29 protein-coding genes and 1 pseudogene are annotated in these 20,376 nt (G+C 64.2%); 11 read left to right on the top strand and 19 right to left on the bottom strand.

The genetic code is table 11. The features are described from left to right. Positions 1-60 precede the first annotated feature (60 nt). From V6W80_RS11835 to V6W80_RS11825, 3 genes are read right to left on the bottom strand one after another with little or no spacing between them, the layout of a single operon-like run. A complete protein-coding gene (locus V6W80_RS11835) occupies positions 61-495 on the bottom strand; it encodes a hypothetical protein (protein ID WP_338547290.1) in 435 nt (144 codons plus the stop codon). Next, positions 492-1,814 carry a hypothetical protein gene (locus tag V6W80_RS11830; protein WP_338547288.1) on the bottom strand — a complete coding sequence of 441 codons (1,323 nt, stop codon included), beginning with the start codon at positions 1,812-1,814 and terminating at the stop codon, positions 492-494. The genes V6W80_RS11835 and V6W80_RS11830 overlap by 4 nt, the downstream gene beginning before the upstream one ends. 48 nt (positions 1,815-1,862) lie before the next feature. After that, positions 1,863-4,034 (bottom strand): DNA cytosine methyltransferase, encoded by a 2,172-nt coding sequence (locus V6W80_RS11825; protein WP_338547286.1) that lies wholly within the window; start codon positions 4,032-4,034, stop codon positions 1,863-1,865. A 67-nt stretch (positions 4,035-4,101) separates the two neighbouring features. On the opposite strand from V6W80_RS11825, the gene V6W80_RS11820 reads away from it, so the two are divergent. Next, the gene (locus V6W80_RS11820; RefSeq protein WP_338547285.1) at positions 4,102-4,815 is read left to right on the top strand and encodes a hypothetical protein; all 714 of its coding nucleotides are present in this window, start codon (positions 4,102-4,104) and stop codon (positions 4,813-4,815) included. Positions 4,816-4,859: 44 nt separating this feature from the next. On the opposite strand, the gene V6W80_RS11815 is transcribed toward V6W80_RS11820, so the two are convergent. The 15 genes and pseudogenes from V6W80_RS11815 to V6W80_RS11745 form a co-directional block, all read right to left on the bottom strand. After that, positions 4,860-5,696, bottom strand: a complete 837-nt coding sequence (locus tag V6W80_RS11815) for an SPFH domain-containing protein (RefSeq protein ID WP_338547283.1) — start codon at positions 5,694-5,696, stop codon at positions 4,860-4,862. 7 nt (positions 5,697-5,703) lie between these two features. Beyond that, positions 5,704-5,946: a hypothetical protein gene (locus V6W80_RS11810; RefSeq protein WP_338547282.1), complete on the bottom strand. Its 243-nt coding sequence runs from the start codon at positions 5,944-5,946 to the stop codon at positions 5,704-5,706. After that, positions 5,943-7,685: an AAA family ATPase gene (locus tag V6W80_RS11805; protein WP_338547281.1), complete on the bottom strand. Its 1,743-nt coding sequence runs from the start codon at positions 7,683-7,685 to the stop codon at positions 5,943-5,945. The genes V6W80_RS11810 and V6W80_RS11805 overlap by 4 nt, the downstream gene beginning before the upstream one ends. Before the next feature lie 323 nt (positions 7,686-8,008). Then, a pseudogene (locus tag V6W80_RS11800) lies at positions 8,009-8,203 on the bottom strand (DNA translocase FtsK); the annotation flags it as partial. A 530-nt stretch (positions 8,204-8,733) separates the two neighbouring features. After that, on the bottom strand, positions 8,734-8,934 hold the full coding sequence (locus V6W80_RS11795; protein ID WP_338547280.1) for a hypothetical protein: 201 nt from the start codon (positions 8,932-8,934) through the stop codon (positions 8,734-8,736). A gap of 5 nt (positions 8,935-8,939) precedes the next feature. Continuing rightward, on the bottom strand, positions 8,940-9,782 hold the full coding sequence (locus V6W80_RS11790) for a hypothetical protein (RefSeq protein WP_338547279.1): 843 nt from the start codon (positions 9,780-9,782) through the stop codon (positions 8,940-8,942). 4 nt (positions 9,783-9,786) lie between these two features. Next, a complete protein-coding gene (locus V6W80_RS11785) occupies positions 9,787-10,572 on the bottom strand; it encodes a RecB family exonuclease (protein WP_338547277.1) in 786 nt (261 codons plus the stop codon). Then, the gene (locus V6W80_RS11780; protein WP_338547275.1) at positions 10,569-10,769 is read right to left on the bottom strand and encodes a hypothetical protein; all 201 of its coding nucleotides are present in this window, start codon (positions 10,767-10,769) and stop codon (positions 10,569-10,571) included. Before V6W80_RS11780 ends, V6W80_RS11785 begins: the two co-directional genes overlap by 4 nt. Continuing rightward, a complete protein-coding gene (locus V6W80_RS11775; protein ID WP_338547273.1) occupies positions 10,766-10,984 on the bottom strand; it encodes a hypothetical protein in 219 nt (72 codons plus the stop codon). The genes V6W80_RS11780 and V6W80_RS11775 overlap by 4 nt, the downstream gene beginning before the upstream one ends. Continuing rightward, complete coding sequence (locus tag V6W80_RS11770; protein WP_338547272.1) at positions 10,981-11,187, bottom strand: hypothetical protein; 207 nt, start codon at positions 11,185-11,187, stop codon at positions 10,981-10,983. The genes V6W80_RS11775 and V6W80_RS11770 overlap by 4 nt, the downstream gene beginning before the upstream one ends. Further along, complete coding sequence (locus V6W80_RS11765) at positions 11,184-11,513, bottom strand: hypothetical protein (RefSeq protein WP_338547270.1); 330 nt, start codon at positions 11,511-11,513, stop codon at positions 11,184-11,186. The genes V6W80_RS11770 and V6W80_RS11765 overlap by 4 nt, the downstream gene beginning before the upstream one ends. Positions 11,514-12,375: 862 nt before the next feature. Continuing rightward, positions 12,376-12,636, bottom strand: coding sequence for a DUF1654 domain-containing protein (locus V6W80_RS11760; RefSeq protein ID WP_338547269.1), 261 nt, complete (start codon positions 12,634-12,636; stop codon positions 12,376-12,378). 116 nt (positions 12,637-12,752) lie between these two features. Then, on the bottom strand, positions 12,753-13,370 hold the full coding sequence (locus tag V6W80_RS11755) for a hypothetical protein (protein ID WP_338547268.1): 618 nt from the start codon (positions 13,368-13,370) through the stop codon (positions 12,753-12,755). Positions 13,371-13,518: 148 nt separating this feature from the next. After that, positions 13,519-13,959, bottom strand: a complete 441-nt coding sequence (locus tag V6W80_RS11750) for a hypothetical protein (protein ID WP_338547266.1) — start codon at positions 13,957-13,959, stop codon at positions 13,519-13,521. Positions 13,960-13,991: 32 nt separating this feature from the next. Further along, complete coding sequence (locus tag V6W80_RS11745; RefSeq protein WP_338547264.1) at positions 13,992-14,648, bottom strand: XRE family transcriptional regulator; 657 nt, start codon at positions 14,646-14,648, stop codon at positions 13,992-13,994. On the opposite strand from V6W80_RS11745, the gene V6W80_RS11740 reads away from it, so the two are divergent. From V6W80_RS11740 to V6W80_RS11705, 8 genes are read left to right on the top strand one after another with little or no spacing between them, the layout of a single operon-like run. Next, a complete protein-coding gene (locus tag V6W80_RS11740) occupies positions 14,638-14,985 on the top strand; it encodes a transcriptional regulator (protein ID WP_338547262.1) in 348 nt (115 codons plus the stop codon). The genes V6W80_RS11745 and V6W80_RS11740 overlap by 11 nt on opposite strands. A gap of 2 nt (positions 14,986-14,987) precedes the next feature. Beyond that, positions 14,988-15,299, top strand: coding sequence for a CII family transcriptional regulator (locus V6W80_RS11735; protein WP_108582068.1), 312 nt, complete (start codon positions 14,988-14,990; stop codon positions 15,297-15,299). A 3-nt stretch (positions 15,300-15,302) separates the two neighbouring features. Continuing rightward, the gene (locus V6W80_RS11730; protein ID WP_338547260.1) at positions 15,303-16,232 is read left to right on the top strand and encodes a DnaT-like ssDNA-binding domain-containing protein; all 930 of its coding nucleotides are present in this window, start codon (positions 15,303-15,305) and stop codon (positions 16,230-16,232) included. Next, positions 16,189-16,752 carry a hypothetical protein gene (locus tag V6W80_RS11725; protein WP_338547259.1) on the top strand — a complete coding sequence of 188 codons (564 nt, stop codon included), beginning with the start codon at positions 16,189-16,191 and terminating at the stop codon, positions 16,750-16,752. Before V6W80_RS11730 ends, V6W80_RS11725 begins: the two co-directional genes overlap by 44 nt. After that, on the top strand, positions 16,745-17,026 hold the full coding sequence (locus V6W80_RS11720; RefSeq protein ID WP_338547258.1) for a hypothetical protein: 282 nt from the start codon (positions 16,745-16,747) through the stop codon (positions 17,024-17,026). The genes V6W80_RS11725 and V6W80_RS11720 overlap by 8 nt, the downstream gene beginning before the upstream one ends. Next, entirely contained in the window at positions 17,019-17,465 is a 447-nt protein-coding gene (locus tag V6W80_RS11715) for a RusA family crossover junction endodeoxyribonuclease (RefSeq protein WP_338547257.1), read from the top strand. Before V6W80_RS11720 ends, V6W80_RS11715 begins: the two co-directional genes overlap by 8 nt. After that, positions 17,465-17,914 carry a recombination protein NinB gene (locus V6W80_RS11710; protein ID WP_338547255.1) on the top strand — a complete coding sequence of 150 codons (450 nt, stop codon included), beginning with the start codon at positions 17,465-17,467 and terminating at the stop codon, positions 17,912-17,914. Before V6W80_RS11715 ends, V6W80_RS11710 begins: the two co-directional genes overlap by 1 nt. Continuing rightward, positions 17,911-18,597, top strand: a complete 687-nt coding sequence (locus V6W80_RS11705; protein WP_338547254.1) for a hypothetical protein — start codon at positions 17,911-17,913, stop codon at positions 18,595-18,597. The genes V6W80_RS11710 and V6W80_RS11705 overlap by 4 nt, the downstream gene beginning before the upstream one ends. An 83-nt stretch (positions 18,598-18,680) precedes the next feature. Here V6W80_RS11705 and V6W80_RS11700 read toward each other — a convergent pair whose 3' ends face one another. Beyond that, positions 18,681-18,962: a hypothetical protein gene (locus V6W80_RS11700; RefSeq protein WP_338547252.1), complete on the bottom strand. Its 282-nt coding sequence runs from the start codon at positions 18,960-18,962 to the stop codon at positions 18,681-18,683. A gap of 521 nt (positions 18,963-19,483) precedes the next feature. Here V6W80_RS11700 and V6W80_RS11695 point away from each other — a divergent pair. Next, positions 19,484-20,059 carry a hypothetical protein gene (locus V6W80_RS11695; protein WP_338547250.1) on the top strand — a complete coding sequence of 192 codons (576 nt, stop codon included), beginning with the start codon at positions 19,484-19,486 and terminating at the stop codon, positions 20,057-20,059. After that, complete coding sequence (locus V6W80_RS11690; protein WP_338546857.1) at positions 20,031-20,354, top strand: hypothetical protein; 324 nt, start codon at positions 20,031-20,033, stop codon at positions 20,352-20,354. Before V6W80_RS11695 ends, V6W80_RS11690 begins: the two co-directional genes overlap by 29 nt. Positions 20,355-20,376: the final 22 nt, after the last annotated feature.

The following is a 20,376-nucleotide window of genomic DNA, read 5'->3' as shown; positions in this document are numbered from 1 at the left end:
AGCGCAGGCACGCGCAGGTGCCGACGCGCTGGCCGCTGGTGCGGCAGTAGATCGGAGCGTTCAACGTTTCCTCCCTCGTTTGTTGCGCCAGTCCTTCGCCCAGAAGGGCATCGAGCCTGGCGGGGGTGATGTGAGCCCAGGAGGCGGTTCCACAATCAGGCGCTGAGTGGACTCCAGCAGCGCCTGGCCAAGCTCTCGGGCGAACAGCCTGGAAGGTCCCGTGCCTACCACGATGATCGGCTGACCGGCGAATCGGTCGAGCTCACTCTCGCGGGATTCCTCGGGCTGTTTGTTTCGCGTCTTACTCTGGCGCATCAGTTGCTCTAGTTCGGCGCCCAGGACCTCCATCGCAGCGAGTTGCCGCTGATGCTCCTGCTCAGCCTGTTCTGGATCGGTGAATGCCAGGAACAGGTCAGCGCTGACCATCATGGTTCGCTCGGGCAGCATGTCGTTCTTCAGGACCCGCACACCATTCAGGGATGCCTCGTCTCTCATGACTTGTCCTCCCCGTCGCTCTGGGCGTACATGGCGGCGTCGATGGCCTGGCGCTTGATCGCGAAGTCCTCCGCTGATCCCGCAGGCCAGTCCTTGTCGCGATGGATCGCCGGGTAGGTGCGCTCTCCCATGACGCCCTCTTCGACGTAGACGTCGCGGCCACGCGGAAGCATCTCAACGACCACCTTGCGGCACTTCATCAGGATGAAGTCCAGGCGCTCCGCATCCTTCCGCACCGCCTCATCCCCATGCGCGGCGGCAGGCGGGGCCAGGTAGACCTCGCCGCTCCCTTGGTCGTCGGTCACCGTGCCATGGGCTACCAGCAGCACCACGCCCGGCGCTTCAAGTGCGGAGATTCCGCCCTCCAGCACCCAATCCAGGTACAAGCCATCCTCGTCTTCGCGAGTGATAGCCACGGCCTCGACTTGGATCGGCTCATCAACAGCCACAGGAGCGGCGGCGGGCGGGGCGGCCACAATGCGAAGCACCTCGACCTCCTTGGCGCTGGATGTCCCGGCAAGGGCCTTGCTGGTGATGAAGTAAAAGTTGCGCTTGCGGTTGTAGACGATCTCTTCCCGCTCAGTGCCGGCGTCCAGCACAAGGGCCACGGTTTCCGTCAGGGTTTCTTCCCCGAATCGGAACCGGATCTTGTCGCCCTTGCGCAGCTGGCCGGCAGCAGTGAGCGCAACCCACGTCGCCTCCGGCTCACCAGCAGCGGGCTGGGTGGCGAGGGCGGCGCGGGCGTGCCACCCGGCATCGAAATGGCGCTGCGCCTCGGTGCTACCAAAGGCCGTAGCTTTCTGCGCATACCAGTGATTTTCAAAGGCTGCCTTCCTGGCTTCATCCCCGGCCTGCGCGCCCTGGGCTTCCTGCTGCTCGGCCTGGGCGTGGCGGGCGAGGAACAACGCTACCTCTTTGGCGTGCGTTTCATGCCAGCCATGCTTATGCGCACACTCGCTGTCACTCAGCAGCCCCACCGCCTCCGCCAGCTGCTGCTGGGTAATGCACAGATTGAACCCGGTGTCGCCAAGCTGCTTGTTGATGCGGTCGCGTTCTTTGCGGATGTTCTGTATCTGCACGATGGCGGTATCCCGCTCCGCCTCCACCCGCGCAAGTGCCTCGCGCAGATTGTCGCGCTCGTACTCGATTCCCGGAACGCTGCTGATGTATTCGTCCAGCTCACCCTGCAGACGCTCAATGGCCTCGCGCTGGGCGGCATCGCGAGCGTGGAAGCTGGCCGCCAATAGCGGATTGAACTGAGATGCTAGGAAGTCCATGTTCTTTTCGAAGTCGTCGTCGCTCATCACGATGATGCTCATGATCAATACCTGTGGTCGGCGCGCCAACGGGTGGCGCGCAGGGAGGGGTTAGGCGGCGGCCGTCTTGCTCGGCGCCAGTGCCGCGGCGCGCCAGGGGTCATTGGCCAGGGCGATCGCGGCCATATGGGGAGGACTGACGCTGTTCCCGCACATGTGCACCTGCTGGCTCTTGGTGAAGGCCTTGCCGTCGGCGCCCCGGTCGATCTGGTAGTCGTCCGGGAAGCCCTGGGCGCGGTAGAGCTCGCGCGGCTGAAGCATGCGCAGGCCGATGTCCACCACCACATAGGGAGTGCCCTGGATGGTGACGGTGACCAGGGCCAGTCGGTCCTTGGTGGTGACCGTGGGGGATGGATCGTCCGGGCGGCTGGTGTTGTCGGTGCCGTAGTAGCTCATCAGGAAGGCCGCCACGCGCAGGGCGCCGGCTTCGACCTCCGGCGCCAGCTGCAGCTCGACCACCGAGGTCTTGCCGCCGCCGCCCGCGGTGACGGTAGGCGCGGGCTCGTCCAGGCCCTGGCCGATGGAGGCGCCGAACTGGCGGGACAGGAAGGCGGTGACCGCGCCATGGTGCTGGCCCGCCGCGCTGATGGTATGCAGCGGATCCTGCGGCGCTCGGGCATCGCAGTTGCCGCGCAGGTGGGCGAGGGTGGCCACTGCCAGGCGCTGCTGGCTGCCGGAGTTGGTCACGGTGGTCATCGGCCGCTCTACGCTGTGCGCTGGCGTGGCATTGAAGCCGCCGTTCGCCTGCTCCAGGAAGGCGGTGCACACACCCATGGCATGGGCCGCGCCGGCTGGGCGCTGGCAGTTGCCGCCGCTGGTAACGGTGGGCATCGGCTCGTCGGCTGCAGCACCGGCTGAGTCGAAGCGGAATTTCACCAGGTGGGCAGCCGCTACCGCGTGCTTGATGCCGCCGGCCATCACCGTGCCCAGCGGCTTGTCCAGGCCGGGCACCCGAGGCTCCTGGCCGTCCCGTTCGCCGTAGCCGACCGATACCAGGGTCGGCGCTACGATGGCCCGGTGGTTCTCGGTCAGGACGCTGCCCAGCGGTGCGCCAGCATCGGCAGGCTTTCCGGCATAGGCTGGGCCGCCGAGCCCGACCAGGGTGGGGCTCACCAGCATCTGCTCGCCGCGGTTGGCGCAGGTAACAGTGGGCAAGGGCTGGCGCGGGTCGTTCACTCGGTCACCGCCCTGGTGGGTGGCTGGCGCGAAGACCGGGCTGGCTACCGCGAACGAGCCACCCCGCGGCCAGGCGGTGACGGTGTGCAGCGGGTTGGCCGTCGAGAGCGCGACCTCCTGCGACCAGTTGGCGATCGGCACGATGAACGGGTCAGCAGCGTCGAGCACGAACTTGCGCATGCCCTTGGCCACCCGGCGGAGCGTGGCGGCGGCCAGCGGCTTCTTGCGCTCGAAGATCGAGGGGCAGGGGATCGACCAATCGATGCATTCGGCGGCGCTGCGCCACTTCTTCTGACCCTTGGCCGGGGCCTTGGCATGCGTCGGCGCCGGCCACACGATGGGCTGGCCATCGCAGCGGGCGATCATGAACAGGCGCTCGCGGCTGGTGGGCGCGCCATAGTCGCAGGCCCGGCCGACTTGCCACTCCACCTGGTAGCCCATGCCCTGCAGCAGCTGGACGAAGCGGCGCCAGGTCTGGCCCTTGCGCTTCGGGTCCGGCACCAGGAATTGCTGGTGCACCGGCACTCGCTCACCCAGGGCGGCCACGGTGCCATCGACCTTCATGACCCGGCCGGTCGCCTTGCAGCGCTTGGCGATCAGCGGGCCCCACTGCAGGATCTGCTTCACGTTCTCCAGGCTGATCACCCGGGGACGCTTCTTGCCGGCCCACTTCAGCCCGATCCAGCTGAGGTTCCGGATCTCGCGCTTGCGCGGCTGGCCGCCGGCGGCCTGGCTGTGGTGGGTGCAGTCGGGGCTCATGTGGAACCAGCCGACCGGGCGGCCCGCGCACTCGGCATCCGGATCACCGTCGAACACGTCGGTGGTGAAGTGCCGGGCGGTGGGGTGGTTGGCGGTGTGCATGCTGATCGCCGCCGCGCTGTGGTTCTTTGCCACGGCCACCGGACGGCCCAGGCCCATCTCCAGGCCGGTGCCAGCGCCGCCTCCACCGCAGAAGAAGTCCACAATGATCTCGTCGTCCTGGGTGCTGAATCCCAGGCCATACTGCGTTTTGAAGTCGAGCGAGGCCCGCCGCTGGAATACGGTCATTTGAAACTCCGGGGAAGTTGAGGTAGACAGGAGCGCTGAGTGGCCCCGACACCGAAGGATTGATGAAATGGATAGCAACCAGATCCCAGAGAGCCTCTACCTATATGGGGAGGTCGAATTTCTGGGGAAGTTTGTAGGGCTCCGGAAGTTTCCTGCGGACAACCGCGGACTACGCTTTTGCGACATTCTCCACTACAAGGGAATGGAGAACTTAGATGTCCGGGATGACGAAACTGTAAGGGCGTTCGAGCTGCATAAGGACTTCTTCACGATCAACATCAACGGAATAGATATTGATCCTTCCTCTATGGCAGGCCATACGAAACTTAAGGCGACTACGCCGCGTTGTTTCTGCCTATGTTTGAGCATGCTCCCAGATAGCGACCATATGTATAGAAAATTCAAGGCCGATATGTGCTTGAAAGTTGATGTCGCAAACCTTCTAGAATTCTTGAATGAAAAAGTGGCGGTCAAACATAAGGGTCTTGTGATTCTGAACAGGCCTATTACTTACTTTCCAGCAGTAGTCATGACCGCTCCGCCTACGAATGATGGTCTGATTTTCTGGAAGAGTAACAAGTTCTCTGATGAGGAGGAGTATCGAATCGCTATAAAGACGCCGCCTCAATATGTAATTGCTAGCGGGCAGCAATATCAAATGTTCCACGCCACCAATCCCTCTTACATGTTCATAGGCCATAAAGATAAAGCTTTGTGGACGGAAATATTCCCGGAGTTTTCCCTTAAAGCTGATCGTGGATTCCAGCGAAATCGAATCTAATCGCTATGACAGTGAGTTGGGTGGCTGGGTAGCCGCCCACGTCTCTATTTCGCGATGCCGAGGAATGGAAGTGGCGCCCCAGGGGCAAGGTAGGTGGGCAGCTTGCCGTCCCACTTCTCCACGGCGTTCAGGGTCACCACGTCCGGGTTCGAGCGCAGCGCCTGGGCGCGGATCTGGATCGCCTTGGCATCAGCCTCGGCCAGGGTCAGCTTGGCGTCGGCCTCGCCCTGGGCCCGGGCACGCTCCTTGTCCGCCTCGGCCTTGGCCTGGGCGACTTCGTTGCGGCGCTGCTCGGCCATCTGGGTGGCCTGGATCTTGGCGTTCAGACTCTGCGTTACCTGCGGCGGGAGCACCAAGTCGGCGGCGTAGTAGATGCGCTCGATGTTGATACCGATGGGCTTCACTTGCTGGCGTACCCGATCCTCGACGGCCAGCAGCAGGTCGGCCTTGCCGGCGCCATAGACGCTCTCAACCGGCTGCTTCGACGCTACATCGTTGAAGGCATCCCGCACCATGTTGCGCAGGAACTTGTTGGTGATCTCGTCGATGCCCGCCCGGTATTTCTGGAACAGGGTGGTGACCTTGTCCTGATCCACCGAGTAGGTGATGCCGACCGCGCTGCCGACCTTCATGCCCTCGACGGTCTGGAAGCTGATCGACTCAGCGTCGGACCAGGTCTCGGTCTGGGTGAAGGTGGGGAACAGGAACAGCTCTTCGTTCCAACCGACCCAGTAGCGCCCGGTGCCGACCTCCTTGAGGTCCACTCCTTTCTCGCTGCCGTACAGGTTGACGATCACGCCGACGTTGCCGGCTGGGACCTTGGAGCAGCCCGCCAGCGCGCCCAGTAGGCATGCGGCGAGGATCATGGTGATGCGTTTCATCGTGGTGTTACTCCTTGGGATTGGCCGCGGCGCGGCGACGTGTGTACAGGTGCCAGCCGATGGACGCGCTTGCGGCCAGCCAGATGAGGGGAAGGACGAAGCCCAGAATCACCATCCCGGTGTCGCGGCTGCTGACCAGTGCTGGGGCCCAGCCGCGGAGCAGGGCGAGGGACAGGCCTGCCCAGAGGAAGAAGCAGATCAGGGCGAGGAACAGGCGGAGCGGGCTGAGACCAGCAGGGAGGACGATCATGCCGCCACCTCTGCCGCTGCCTCTGCGATTACGCCACCCTGGATCCACACCTGCTGGATGCCCGTCGGCACTTTGGCCATGGGCTCCTTCATCGTCCCGGCCATGACCGCGCTGTCGAGGTCGCCGGAGCGGGTCAGGGCCAGCAGCAGCTTCAGCGCCTGGGGGCGGGCGGTGGGCTGCAGCACGTCGAAGCGGTCCAGCAGCACCAGGCGGATGCCGGATAGCCGCGCGATGGCGATGGCCAGCAGGGTGTCGGCGCGCCACTTCTCCGATTCCGAGAGCAGCCCGTAGAGGCGCCCGCCGTAGGTGATGTCGATCTCGGGAGTGATGACCACCGGTTGCCAGGTGGCCACCGCAGCCTGGGCCGCCAGCAGCTCGTTGAACGGGTCCAGCGCGCCGGCGAGGATCTCGGCCGGGATGCCGGTGGGCGCCAGGGCCTCGGCGATCAGCGACCAGGCCACGACATCGGCATGGTGCTGGGCGGCGTTGGCGATCGAAGCGTCGCGACCGGCGATGGCGCCGTGGGCCTCCACCAGCGCCTGGTGCTTGGCCCGGGCCTTGTCACGCTCCTGGCGGATCTCGGTGATCGCCTGCTCGGCGTTCTCCATGGCCTTGGCGTCCGGTACCGCGGCGGCCTGCTGTTCCAGGGTGGCCAGCTGCTCGGCAGCGGCGCGGCTCTGGTCGACGTCGCGCTGGCTGTTCGCCACGGCGCGCTGGGCGCTCTGCAGATAGCCCTGGTACTCGGTCAGGCGGCGTGCGGCCTCGGGGTCGGCGACCTTCTCCGGCGCCACAAAGGCCACCAGCTGGCCGCGCTCCATCAGCACCTGGCCCTGGCAGTGCGGGCAGGCCAACGGATCGTGCGCCGGTTTGCCGGCCGCGGCGCGCTGCGCCTCGGCTACCTTCGGCGTCCATTCGTCCACCCGGGCCTGGTCGGCGCCGAGCTTCTCCTGGCGGCGCTGCAGCAGGTCAGCGGTGTCGCGCAGCTGGGCCATGTGGGCCTGGCGCTGGGCCGCGGCCTGGGCGTTGGCCTTGTGGCCGCCCAGGGTCTGCTGCGCTTCGGCCAGGTCGCTATCGAGATCGGCCAGGGCCTTGGCAGCCACGGCGATCTGTTCCTGGGTGACCGTGGTAGGTGGCAGTTCCGGCTCCCAGGTCTCGGCCTTCTGGCTGCCATAGTTCTCGCCGGTGATGGCCTTCCAGGCGCCACGCGACTCGGCGGCGTATTCCTTGGCCTGGGCCTCGGCGGCAGGGAAGCCACCGCGCAGCAGCGGTTTCACCTTCTCGAACTTCGCCAGATCGGCGCCCTTGGCTTCCAGGCGGCGGGCCACCTCAGCGGCGCCGGCGCCCGCACCGGTCAGATCAAACAGGACTTTCCGGCGCTCCTTACCATCCAGAGCCGCGAATCTCGCGGCCTCCAGCACGAAGGGAAGGAAAGGCGCATCAGGAATTACCACCGATTTACCACCCGGCAGCATCATCCAGGCTGTCTGGCTTTCGCCGGCGGCGTCGACATAGGCGACGTGGGCCTCGCCTTTCTTGGCATCGTCATTGACCAGTTGGCCCAGGTCCTTCTTCAGGGATACCCGGCTCGGCTGGCCGGTGAACGCCATGCTGATCGCATCCAGCAGGCTGGACTTGCCGGCGCCGTTGTCACCGGACACCAGCAGCAGGGGCTCAGATACGGCAAGGGCTGCATTTCGCAGCCCCTGGACGTTGGTAGCGGTGATGTTCGTGATGCGCATGCTGGTTACTCCATCGAGACGACTTCGTCGAGGTCCTTGGTGACGCGGTAGGTGTTGTGCAGCGGGTTCTCCGCCTCGCTCTGCAGGGCGATGACCTTGTCATCGAGCAGGCGGACCACCAGGGCGCGGGCGGCATCGCTGCCAATGGCGAACCGGCTCTGCAGGTAGTCGATGGTCACGGGAGGTGTGGCGCGGGCCAGGACGGCGCAGATGTCGGAGTAGGGCACAACGCCGTAGGCCGCGGGCTGCGGTACAGCGGGGTCCTCCAGGGTGTCGTCTTCTGGCTCGGCGTCATTGGCCTGGCCGTCTGCCGCACCGCCCTCAGGCATCGGCGCAATTACCTCGCGGCCGCCGGTGGTATCCATGGGCGAGACGGTCCCGGCGATCTCCATCGCCTCGATCAGGCGGGCGGCGCGGTTGTAGCCGATCTTGAGCGCGCGCTGGATGGCAGAGATCGATGCCCGGCGGGTGCTGATGACGAAGCGGGTAGCCTCCTCCAGCAGGGCGTCGTCTTCCAGGTCGTCACGCTCGCCACCACCGCCCAGGCGCTTCTCCAGCTCCTCCGGGCTGCCCAGTAGGTCGGCAGCCGCCAGCGGCAGGTCCGACTGGTCGCGGTCGGGCTGGATGCCGTCCAGGCCTTCGCGGTAATCGTCCGGCGCCAGCACCAGCAGGCAGAGCTTGCCGGCTGAGTCGGTCAGCTCGTGCTTGTCCGGCGCGGTGGCATCGACCTTGGCCGTCACGGTCAGGGCCTTGGCCTCGACCTTGATCGCGCGCACTTCAATCGGCACCGATGCGGCGCCCCGGGCGGTGATGATCCGGACGGCGATCGTGACCGCTTCCTCGGCCTTTTCGGTCAGGCGGTCAATCACCTCCTGCTGCTGGCCCTCGTTCAGCTTGTGATAGGGCGCCTTGAGGTTGTGCAGCTCGAAGCGAGCCATCTCCACCAGGTCGTGCACCAGCAGCTCGTGGGCAAGCTCCGAGGGCAGGCAGCCGTGGCGTTTGGCGTTGTCGATGATGGCGCGGTGTTCCATTTTCATGGGGCGGGTTCCTACTGGTGGGCGATCTTGTTGAGCGACTGCAGCTGGGCGTCGCTGAGGTAGGTGTGGGCGCCGTAGCGCTTGAACTGGTCGCGGATATCGGTGGTGAACTGGATCTCCCAGTCCGTATCCGCGCCGTCCTCAGCGGCGGCCAGCAGGACGGTGAACTGCTCGACGCGGTCGAACAGCTCCTCTACGGTCCGGCTGGCCATGGCCATCACTCCATGCTGAAGTCGTCGGTGTCGTCTTGGGCGGCGCCGGTGTCAGCCTTTTCCGGCTTGGTGTCAGCCTTTTCGGCTGATTTGTCGCGTTTCTCGGCCTCGGTGTTAACCGATTCGGCCTTTTCGTCACGCTTCTCCGGCTCGGCGTCCAGGATCTCGCCGGTCGCGGTATCGACGTTCCGGGGCGCGGCCTCAGCCTGGCGCAGGGCGTCGATGTCCACCGCGTAGTTCCCGCCGGCATCAGGCTTGGCGTCGAAGACGTCGCGGACCTCTTCCTCGGTCTGCAGGCCCATGCCAAGGTCCGGCGCGTAGGCGCGCTGCCAGAACGCTGCGGCGCGGTAGACGAACATCTGGTCGGGCATCGTCTTCCACTTGCTGCCGCTCTTGCTGGCCCAGCCCTCGGCGTTAACCATCTGCCAGGTCACCCAGATACCGTCGAGTCGCTCGCCGGTCTCCTTTTCGATGGCCCAGGCGCGGCAGCCGAAGTCCGGCTTGCCCGCTTCGCCTTTCCACTCGTAGCGCAGGGCGCTGAAGCGGCCGCAGGTGTTCACCGTGGCGATCAGGAATTTGCTCGACCAGCTCGGGGTGCCGTGCACCACGTAGAGGTTCTGCATCACCATCAGCGGGTTCGCGCCGATGCGCTGGGCCATGTCCAGGGCGATCAGGCAGTTCGGCAGGTTGCCCTGGTACTGCTTGGGCACCAGGTCGGACTGGACGAAGGCCTTGGCGATGCGCTGCATCAGCTCGAAGCCTTCCAGATTGAAGAAGCTCATGGACACCGGCATCTGCTCGCGCGCCGGGCGTTGCTGCAGCGACTGCAGCGTGGAGGTGTTGCTCATGGGGTCACCCCTTGTAGGGACAGGTGGGATAGCGCGGGCAGTACCGTGCGGAGCACAGCACCGATTTCGGGTTGCCGTAGAACAGGCCGCCATGGATCAGGCGGGAGGCCATCTGGAGCAGGCCGGGGTTGTCTTCATCGCCGACCAGGGCCTGGCGGGCGCCGGTGACTTCGCCGCGGCCTACGCACGGGCCGGCGCCGGTCTTCAGGCCGATGATCTCGGCGGGCGCCGTCAGCGGCTGGCCGATCGCGAATTCGGCGAGCAGCTCGTAGACGCCGAGCTGCGGCCGGTGGCCGGCGGTGACCGCGACTCCGGTGGAGCCCACGGCGCGGGCGCCGCTTTTCAGGTCGCTGATGCCCAGCTCGCCGTCGACCCGGCGGATGCGGTCGGTGGTACCGGTGAGCGCCAGGCCCAGGTCACTGATCTCCAGCCGCTCGCACGTCACCTCTATGCCGACATAGTCCTGGGTGGGCGCGATGTCGGCGCAGTAGCGGCTGTGCAGCGTCAGGCCGATGCGCTCGACCTGCTTCGGCCCGCTGTCCTCCCAGTCGACCTCGTGCTCGGGGTTGTAGAGGGTGTCGACGAACAGGCCGGCCGCGTCGTCCGCGCTGATCGGCGCGCCATCCATGGTCGCCTGATCAAACAGGGCGGTGGATGCGTGGATCGACGTGCCCAGGTGCGCGGCACCGCTGGAGCGGCTGCGCATGCCGAGGAGGTGCTTCGCCTCCCAGCGCGCTGGGCAGTCGAACAGTTCGGCCAGCGAGCTGGCGCGGATGGTGACGATGTTCACGACGCCACCTCCACCGACCAGCGCCGACCAGGTCGGCGCATCATCGGGGAGCGGATCGGGCTGTCGATCAGCCGGGTCTCCGGCGGCAGGCCCAGGGCCTCGGGCAGCGACTGCTTGGCGCGCAGCAGCAGGGTGTGGCGCGCTTCGGCCTCGGCGACCTGGTCGTCGGTGATAGCGGGGACGGGGGAGGTGGTCACAATTGCAGCTCCCGGGCCTTCAACATCTCGTCAGCCTGCCGGTATGCCAAAGCAGCAATCTCGCTGAAGGGCTTTCCGATCAAATTCTCGTCGGGGTTGGAGTTGAAGCCCTGCATAGCCTTGGCTGCGAAGTAGTCGCGCAGGCTCATGCCGAATTCCGGGCCGTAGACGTCGCTGGTGCGAGGGAATGCGCGACCTCCATCGTTGATGCTCATGCTGCTGCTCCTTGCGCCTTGGCACAGCGCTTCGCGACTTCCTGCGAGATCCGCACCCGGTTGTGGTCGTGGGCGCGGTCATCGATGGCGCCCAGGGCGTAGGCCATCTCGTTCATGCCCTCGGCGATGCCATCATTGAAGGCCGGGATGCGTGCGATCCAGGTCTCGATCAGTCGCTGGGCGACTTCCTTCTCGGTGCTCATGCAGCCTCCTTGCGGCGCTTGGCCAGTTCGGCGGTGAAGAAAGGTTCGTGCTCGGCCAGCAGCACCCGGCGCCACTCCATCAGCTCCTTGGCGAGCGGGAGGCAGATGCTGGCGAGGGTCATGTAGGCCTCGTTGAACTGGCGATCGCGCATGCTGGCCAGGGTCTCCAGCAGCACCACCTGGCGCTGCGGGTCGATCTGCAGGTCGCAGTGGATGGCGAAGGCCAGCATGGTGCTGGGGTTGCCGGTGTCGATGTCGTGCTCGAGCTGGAGCAGTTGTTCGTGGGCGCACTCGAGCGCCCGCTCATGCTGGATAGCGAGGGTCATGGGTAGGGTCTCGGAGTGCGCCGGACGGCGCGGGGGAATGGGTGCCGGTTACGGTTCCGGCGTCGATGCCATCGACCGGCTGTGTCAGGACCGCCCTCAGGGCCTGCTGGCTATCGGGGCTGGCGGCGTACCAGCGCTCTCCGGGCCGACTATTCTGTCCGTCGGCCATGGCCTTCCTCTTACGCGGGAAGTCAGGCGGCAGCGCTGAGCGCTACGTTGTGGCCCTATGGCCTAGAAGCACGGCATGGCGACATCCTCCGTTGTGCGCGGCAGTGAGAAGCGGCCGCTCGCTATTTCGTAGTGATGCAGTGCCAGCTCCTGTTGGCGCTTGCCAGCTGGCGCGACTCCGTCTTCTGCATCGGGGTGTGATCTCGCTGGACTCCAACCAGCACCTCCCTCGCGAGCCGGCGCCCTGTCTGGAAGATCACACCCCGATGCAGCCTGGGGAACCAGGCGATCGGTATTGCTGGCCTCCGTTTTTAGGCCACGGTGGGCTGGGCGCGTGTTGCTCTCCACCACGCGGATCGCCCGGGTCGTCCCTCTGGTCATCGCGCCTGCTGGGCGGTGGATGACTGGCTTGCGTGGATTCGCTCGGCAGGGTGGATTGCCGAGGCCAGTTCCAGAGCTGGCATGGATGACGGTTTAGCTTGGTCGCCACCGGCCGGAGCCGGTACGTCATGGGGTCACGTCGAATTGTCGTAAAGAGCAGGGGCGGTGGAGCTGCCCGGCCAGTGGTAGCTGGCTGTGAGTTAAAGTTACAACCCTGCTTTGTAGTCTGCAAGCAAAACTTGTAATTCTTTCCAAGAAAAAGTTGTAGGGTACAAAAAAGCCCGCACTTGGCGGGCTTCTGGCATCGGTCTGCTCAGTCAGCTGCAGGCATTCCGCGCCAGCTGAATTCGTACCCGGTGCCACTCTGCTCTACGGATAGGCCATCGACCTCTCGCATCTCATCCACGACCCGCTCCCAGTCATCGTCGTGGTCCGTCTCCAGGCGCTCAACGCGACAGCGCTGCTCAAGCTGCGCATGCGGCTCGGCGATGTAGGCATTGATCCGGCGGCACAGCCGCTCATAGCTGGAGACCTGAACCTGTTTCTTGACGACTTGGGCATTGCTGCGGGGCATGAGCCACCTCCTTACTGTGATACTGTTCAAATATACAGTATGCGACCGGTAGCGGAGCGGCAAGGTTCCAGGCACAAATAAGCCCGCGCTAGGCGGGCTGCACAGGATCCGGAAGGCTAGGGCTTCGCTGTGGCTATCTGATTCACTTCGGCTGCCAGCCTGCTGGCCGCGTCATCCAGCGAGGCTGCGATGGCGTCATAGAGCTTTTGCTCCGAGACGGTGAGATAGGCGCTCGGAACAGCTCCCGCTCCCAGCACCTTGACCTCGCGCGTCACCCCGTTGGCTCTAACGGAGGCGGTGACGTGGGTCTTCGCGCCTGCGACGGTGTTCATCGCGAAGCCGGCCAGGGGGAACAGGCCGGTGGCCAGAACTGCTGATCCATCATCCAGGCCGAACTCGATGGTGATGTCGCTCGGCGTGACCTGGATGTCGGAGGCGTTGCCGTCAGCAACGTCGCCTACTCGCAGCGATGGATACTTCGCCCTCAGGTGAGCAATCAGCGCCTGGGAGAAGGGGCCGCCCGCGTGGATGTCGAAGGTGTAGATACTCCATGCCCTCCCGTAGGACGGTTTGCTGCTGTAGACCTTGCTCTGGAACTCCCTGCTGAGGATCAGCTCCGCCTTGGCAGGGCTGGGCGTCGTGTAGAGGGGTTTGCTGATGACGTTCGGATTTACCTGCTTGGCCGAGCACCCGGCCAAAAGAACTGCCATCACCAGCACTGCTATCTTGCGCATCACTCAACTCCATGTCGTAGAAGCCAGCAGTCTAGTCGCCTGCAGCGGGCAGGGCGTGGAACGTGACGGACTGCGCAGTTAGCAGGGTGGGCGGTACCCGCGAGCAACAAAAAGCCCGCACTGGGCGGGCTCTTTTTCATTCGCTCGGTTATCGCAGCTCGATCGCAGCCTTAAGCCGGTTGGAAGCGTCCGTGAAGTTGCGGGACTCCGGCGACTCCGCGGATACCTCGCGGGGGGTGCCCATCCAGTCCATATAGCTCAGCCACTTTCCGTAGGCGTCCATGATCTCTGGCTTGAGATCGGGTGTGGCCTCAATGGCGCCTTTCACATTCGGCTTGATGGCCACCTTCTCGCGGTCGACGCAGGCCTGAGCATCCTTGAATGACTTCTCTACGGCCGCCTTGTATTGGGCGCTCTTCTCGCCGTGATTGCGCTGAACGATCCCGGCCTGGATGTCAGCCATGGCCCCCTCTATCCGGCATTTTGCTGTGGCGCCGTCTAGCTGCTCCTGGATGTTCGGGGCTGCTTGCACCAGGCCGGCGCCAGCGGAAAGGGCAGCCAGCAGAAATAGTCTCTTGATCATCGTCATCAACTCTCAGCAGCTGGGCGGAGTGGTAGGCATCACTGCACGATCTTGCTGGGCGGCACGATGGCGCCCACCGGGTAGCAATGCTGGATCTGCTCCCAGGGGATGCTGCGGCGACCGAAAGCATCGTTGATCGACATGAGGCTGACCTCGTAGTCATCCGCCCGCAGCAGCTCCTTCACCATGCTCTCGCCTTCGTCGTGGACACCGTGCAGCTTGATGTAAACGTATTCGCCTGGCACCAGGTCGCCGTTGGGCTCAATGATCGCGACCCAGCCAGATCGAATGGCAGGGGACATGGAGTCGCCGCGGAGGCGCAGCGCATAGGCTTCCTTGTCCTGGGTGGGAAATTTGATGTGCCCCTCGCTGGGACTCAATGCGGTCCAGTAGCCCTCCGCACCGAGCTGGGCGGTCCCGACGATAGGGATCTGCCGGAAGGGGGAGGTGATAGGGATCGGCTGGCCGACATTGGAATGTTCGGCGTCCGGGCGCGAGCCGCCAATGAGCAGGTGCTCCGCGGAGGTGCCTAGGATGACAGCCATCTCCTCGACGCGCTTTCGCCGCGGCTCAGTTTCTCCTGCTTCCCACTTCTGGACAGCCTGAGGCGTCACGCCGAGCTGTCTGGCGAGTTCCGATTGGTTCAGCCCGCGCGCTTCGCGTGCGGCTGTGATTCTAGAGCCGATGCTATTCATGCGGCCCAGATTACAACCTCGGCTTGTAGGTAGCATTGCAAGTTTTGCTTGTATCATTTCGCCCTTGCCTGTAACTTTTGGTTGTAGTCCAACTGACGAGGTCCCTGTTATGCAGCAGGAACAGAACGCGCCGACTCGCGCAGCTGTAGCGGCTGGTGGCCAATCGGCCCTGGCGCGAACGCTGAAGGTCACCCCTCAAGCAGTCCAGCGCTGGTGCGCGCTGGGCAAGGTTCCCGCCGAGCGCGTCCTCGAAATCGAGGCTGCTTCCGGGGTTTCGCGTCACGAGCTGCGGCCGGACATCTATCCGATACCCGAGCCCTCCCAACTAGCGTCCTAGCCATGAACACAACCGCATTGAGCCCTACCAGGGATGACATAGCACGGGAGATCGAAACCCTGATCTTGCAGCGCGTTCCGCGCGTAAGTCAGAAGCAGATCGCCCTGGAAGTCGGTTGCAGCGAATCGACGGTTTCTCGATGGAATGAGGACGAGTACCAGCGCTGGGCAAAAGTGCTCGCGCTATTGGGCCTGCGTGTCGTTCCAGATAGTGCGGTGGTGGTGACGGCCGAGTACCTCTCGGCGCTCGAAACCATGGCACGCATCGGCCTCAAGGCTGAGAAGAAGCGCCCAGGACCCCTGGGCTGGGATTGAGCTGTGCCCACATTCCAGATCAACGACGACGAGCGAGAAGCGCTGCGCGGCCTGCCACATCTGGCACGGCTGACGTACACCTTCGGGCTTCGTCCGTTCATGGACTACGGCACCGGCATCGTGGGGCTGAAGCGGGGGATCTCGTGGAAGTCACTGGCCGAGGAGCTGTATGTCGAGCCGCACCAGGGCATCAAAGGCGGGGAACCCTCCGAGAAGGAACTTCGCCGCGCCCTGGTATGGCTGCAGAAGGTCGGCCTGGTCGGACAGAACCAGGCCGAGAGACGGCTAGTTTTCTCCTTGCTGCTCGCTCAACGGGATCAATCCGCCCGAAATAAAGTGGGCAGTAAGTGGGCAGATGAAGCGGGCAGAGAAGAGGGCACTTCGAAAGCCAGTAACCATGCGGGTTACGACGAGCAAGAGGGTAGGGAAGCGGCAGGGGGTGATTTGCCGAAAGTGGGCACACCTCCGGTATCCGGTAAAGACAATCCTACTCCTCCTCCGCGCATGAGCCCGGATGACCGATTCCCGATGCACGACTCCTGGGAGCCATCGACCAGAGGCTGGAAAGCCACAGCGATGCGCAACGGCCTAGGCGGCACACCCGTTCAACCCCAGACCCTCCTCGAATTCCGCTCCTACTGGATCTGCCGACCTGACAAGTACCAGTCGCAAGGCCAGTGGGAGCACGAGCTCGCCCAGAAGATCATCCGAGACCAACGCCATGCCCAATCGAATCCCGGAAGAACCTATCAAGCCCAAGCCGGTGCTCACGCTGGTGGAGGGCGCAAGCTCTCTGCTGTCGACCGGGTCCGCCAAAACATCGCCGACCGAAAAGCCCGAGAAGCTGCGGCAGGAGCTGCTGGACAAGCTCTGGATGAAGATGGCGGAGATGTACGGCCACCGCTGGACGTCGAGTTTTGGCGAGAAAGCTGACCAGGACAGCGTCTGGGCGACCGTGCTGCACGACATCAGCGGCCGCCAGATCGCCAACGGGCTGACCCTGCTGGTCGAGAAGGGCGACGAGTTTGACTGGCCGCCGCCGGCGAACGTCTTCCGCCAGCTCTGCCTGCACGTGCCTGGCCTGCCGACCGAGGAGGAGGCCTGGGACCAGGCGCTCCGCGGCGAGTACAAGCACGACGCCGTGCGCGTCGCTGCCAAGCAGACCGGGACCTACGACCTGCGCACCGCGCGGCCGGATAACAAGACCCTGCGCAAGACCTTTGCGCGGAACTACGCGATCGTCCGGGCCCGCGCCGTCATGGGCAAGCCGCTTGAGGACACGATCCCCCTGGGCATCGAGCACGAGCACAAGTCGCCGATGCAGGTGCAGTTCGCCCACAGCCACCAGCAGGCCCGGGACCTCATGCAAGCCCAGGGCATTCCCAACGACCCCAAGCAAGCCCGCGCCATGCTGCTGGCCAAGATGGGCATCCGGAGAGACAACCATGCGTGACTTCAAGCCTGAGGACCTAGCCCTGGTGACGGGCTTCCGAGCATCGCCGCGCCTGGTCGGCCAGACCGTCGAGCTGCGGTTCCGTGCGAAGCCTGGCGAGACCTTCATCGGGCCGGACGGTGCCTGGTGGGTCAGCAAGGGCCAAGGCGCTGCCTGGGTGGTGGTAGTGAACAGCAATGGCGACTGGGATTTCGTGGAGGAGCGCCACCTGATGCCGTTGCACGGCGACACCGCCCCGGCGCGCCAGGCTGCCGAGGAGCAGGACCATGCGTGAGTTCGCCGCGGTAGAGTTCGTGGTGCCGGGCAAGCCCATCGGCAAGGGTCGCCCACGCATCGGCAAGGTCGGCGCTCATGCCCGCATGTTCACGCCCGAGAAGACCAAGAGCTACGAGGGCCTGATCGCCCACGCCGGGCAGCTCGCCATGGCCGGCCGGGACCTGATCCCGCACCCGGTCATGGTCGAGCTGCAGATCCTGCTGCCGATCCCTCAATCGAAGTCGAAAAAGTGGAAGGCCCAGGCTGTCGCCGGCCAAGTGTTCCCGACCACCAAGCCCGACATGGACAATGTGATCAAGGCGATTTACGACGGCCTCAATGGCGTGGTCTGGCGGGACGACGTCCAGGTGGTCGACGCCATCGTGCGCAAGCGCTACGCCGAGACGCCGTGTGTGCGGGTGCGGATCGTGCCGCTGATGACCGAGGAGGCTGCCTGATGACCGACCACGTCATTCGCACCATTGCCGACCGTGACCGCCTGGTGTCCTTCCTTGCCGGCCTCGACCTGTCGAAGCCGCGGAAGATCGCCATCACCGAGATCCGCAGTCAGCGCAGCGACGCCCAGAACCGCCTGCTCTGGATGTGGAACAACGCGATCCAGAAGCACCTGGCCGACAGCTTCGGTCAGTTCGCCAGCGCGCAGGAATGGCACGAGATCCTGGTGGCGCGCCTGTGGCCCTGCGAGGTCCGTAAGGTGGCCATGCCTGGCCCGGCCGGCGGCGAGTTCAAGGTCGGCCGAGCCAAGACCAGCGGGTTTACCCAGGCCCAGATGGCCGAGTACCTCGACCTCCTGGACCGCTACTGCGCCGAGCACCTCCAGCTGCTGCTGCCGCAGCCCGAGGACCTGATGCTGGCGATCTACGGGCAGAGGAGGCGGGTGGCTTGAAGCCGACCCAGGGCAGAGATGGCAGGGACGCCAGCAGTAGTCTGCGCCGCCAGGTGGCCGCGCAAGTCGCAATCCAGATTTCCGAGGTTTCCCCGATGCGCCTGAGTTCAGCCCGTGAAGAGTGGCACAAAGCGTTCTACCGCCCGGGCGATGGCACCAATCGCCATTGCGAGTCCCTTGCCCTGGTCGGGCAGTTCCAGGACACCGAGCGCGTGCGTGGCGTCGCCGGCCTGGTGAACGAAACGATCGCTGCCCACGTCCGCAATGTGGTTGATCGGCTACCGGCTGACCTGTTCGCGTTCGGCAACCATATGTACCACCCGGAGAACAACGACCTCTGGCGCGAGGCCGCCGAGGAGTTCGTTTTCCAGCTGGCCTACCAGCGCGGCGCCCGAATGTACGCCAAGAAATTCGCGAAAGCTGAGTTCGTGGCCAAGGCCGTGCTCTACCGGTATCGCCGCCAGCACCAGGGCGGCCAGAGTGCGGCGCCTGATCCCCTACCAACGCCAGAGCGGTTCCGGGACTTCCTCGATTACACCTATGGGGTGGAGCTGGACTCGCGGAACTGGGCAAGCGAATGGGATGGTTTCGTCCAGGCATGTTTCGATGCCTGCAACGACCTGGATCAGATGGCGCTGGCGCCCGTCGGTAGGCTGCTGCGGGACATGAAATTCGCCGCTTGACTGAATTTTGCGGCTGGGGCAATCTGAACGCCAATGTGTGAAGCAGCACCCAAATCCCAGAAACCCGGCTCCGGCCGGGTTTTTTATGCGCGCTGTTTCATCCCGAGGTGGGACTTGCGTGGGCCAGTTGCCTGCTCGGCAAGCTGACTGCACATGCGTGCCGCGATATCTCCCATCGAGCAGATATCGATGATCGCAAGCAGCGGACCTTCGAACGTCGCAGTGTTGTGGGTTATGGCGTCGCGGACGACCAGAATCCTGTGGTCAGGATTGGCATCGCTTCGATTGAGTGTCACGTCAAAGTTCGTGGGAAAAAACGCTTGCACGTATGAGCACAAACTCATCCTCTCGACCTGGTTGCGCATGGGCCATTCCTCGCTTGATCAATGCGAGTCAGTCTGGCACGCGTAGGTACGCTTCGCTCAAGAGTAAAAGTGGCGCTTCCGCACAGCGCCCTTAGGACTTCGGGAGTGCTTCCGATACCGCGGACTCTGTGACGAGATCTGCTGCTGCCTCAGCCAGCGCGACAAGCTGATTGATAAATTCCTGAGTCAATGGATCCAGGGACGTTATCGACCTCATCAAATCAATACAGCTTTCCAACTTCCGATGGTCAGAAAGCGCATTTTCGAGATTCACGAGCATTTTGTGCAACCTTCCGGGCGAATGGTTGCGAGATTCTGATCGCTCTGAAAGTGTTGTCCTAGAGGGCTTTGTCAGCGAATAGATACCGTCCGGCTGCAAAGATGCACCTTTAGCTGGAAGAGCGGGATGCGTCGAGCGCTAACCGGACCGCTACTTCCTCTACCAGCTCTTTCGTGCGCTGCGTGAGTGCTTCGAACTCTCGAAGGATTTCCTCTAGCTTCGGGTCGTCCATGCTCAATCGGTGAAGCTCGTCGAGCCGGGCATTGAAGTGCCTGTGCAGGCGGAGCAGGTACTGCCTCGATGGGGTATCTGGTACGGGCAAGAAGCTGTCCACGAAACGCTCTCCAATGCGTATCCTGCTGTGGTTATCGCCTCGCTTTTCTCATTCTTTAATGGCTCGCGCAGGCGGGCCTTTCGTATTTTCTGGAGTACGCAAATGGACCCATCTGACCTGGGCGGTGGAAACCCGGTCGGGTGGTTCACGGCCGGAGGAATTGGCCTGGCCTGGGGCCTTACCTGGCTCCGCAAATTCTTTTCGAGCACGAACGCCGCTGTCGCCAACGACCGCGCCGAGAAGGACATGCTCGAGCGCCTCACCGACGAGAACAAGACGCTTCGGACGGACTTGGAGACGGTGACGAAGGAGCGCAACGAGATGTACCGGACGGTGGGAGAGCTCACCGGCACCATGAAGGCGATGAAGTCGCAGCTCGACCTGCAGGAAGCCCAGATCAGCCAATTGACCAGCGAGGTCTCGCAGCTACGGCAGGCCTTGCAGAGGACCGGTTATGAACGGCGAAACCCTGAAGCGAGCTAAAGCCTGGTGGCGCCGCTACGAGCTATGGGCGCTTGCTGCGCTGCTGGTGCTCAGTGGCGCCACAGTCGGCTACCAGGCCGCCATGTACAACGCCCACCGCATCATGCTCGTCGAGCTGGCGGCCATTCGTGCTGCCTACGACCAGGCCCTGGGCAAGAAAGATCAGCGCCTCGAAACGCTGGCCAGCCAGACCGGCAAGGCCGCGCAGGTCGCCGCCGATGCAGCGAAGCAGGCCAGTGAGGCCGCAAGCAAGGCCGCAGAGGCCGCGGTGACCCCGATCCCCGATACACCCTAACCAGTAGCGGCCCGAGCTGTGC

The organism is Pseudomonas benzopyrenica, from assembly GCF_036884265.1.
In the GTDB taxonomy this organism is placed as follows: Bacteria; Pseudomonadota; Gammaproteobacteria; order Pseudomonadales; family Pseudomonadaceae; genus Chryseomonas; species Chryseomonas benzopyrenica.
The sequence above is the reverse complement of the archived record's forward strand: the minus strand, read 5'-3'. Positions and strand labels throughout refer to the sequence as shown.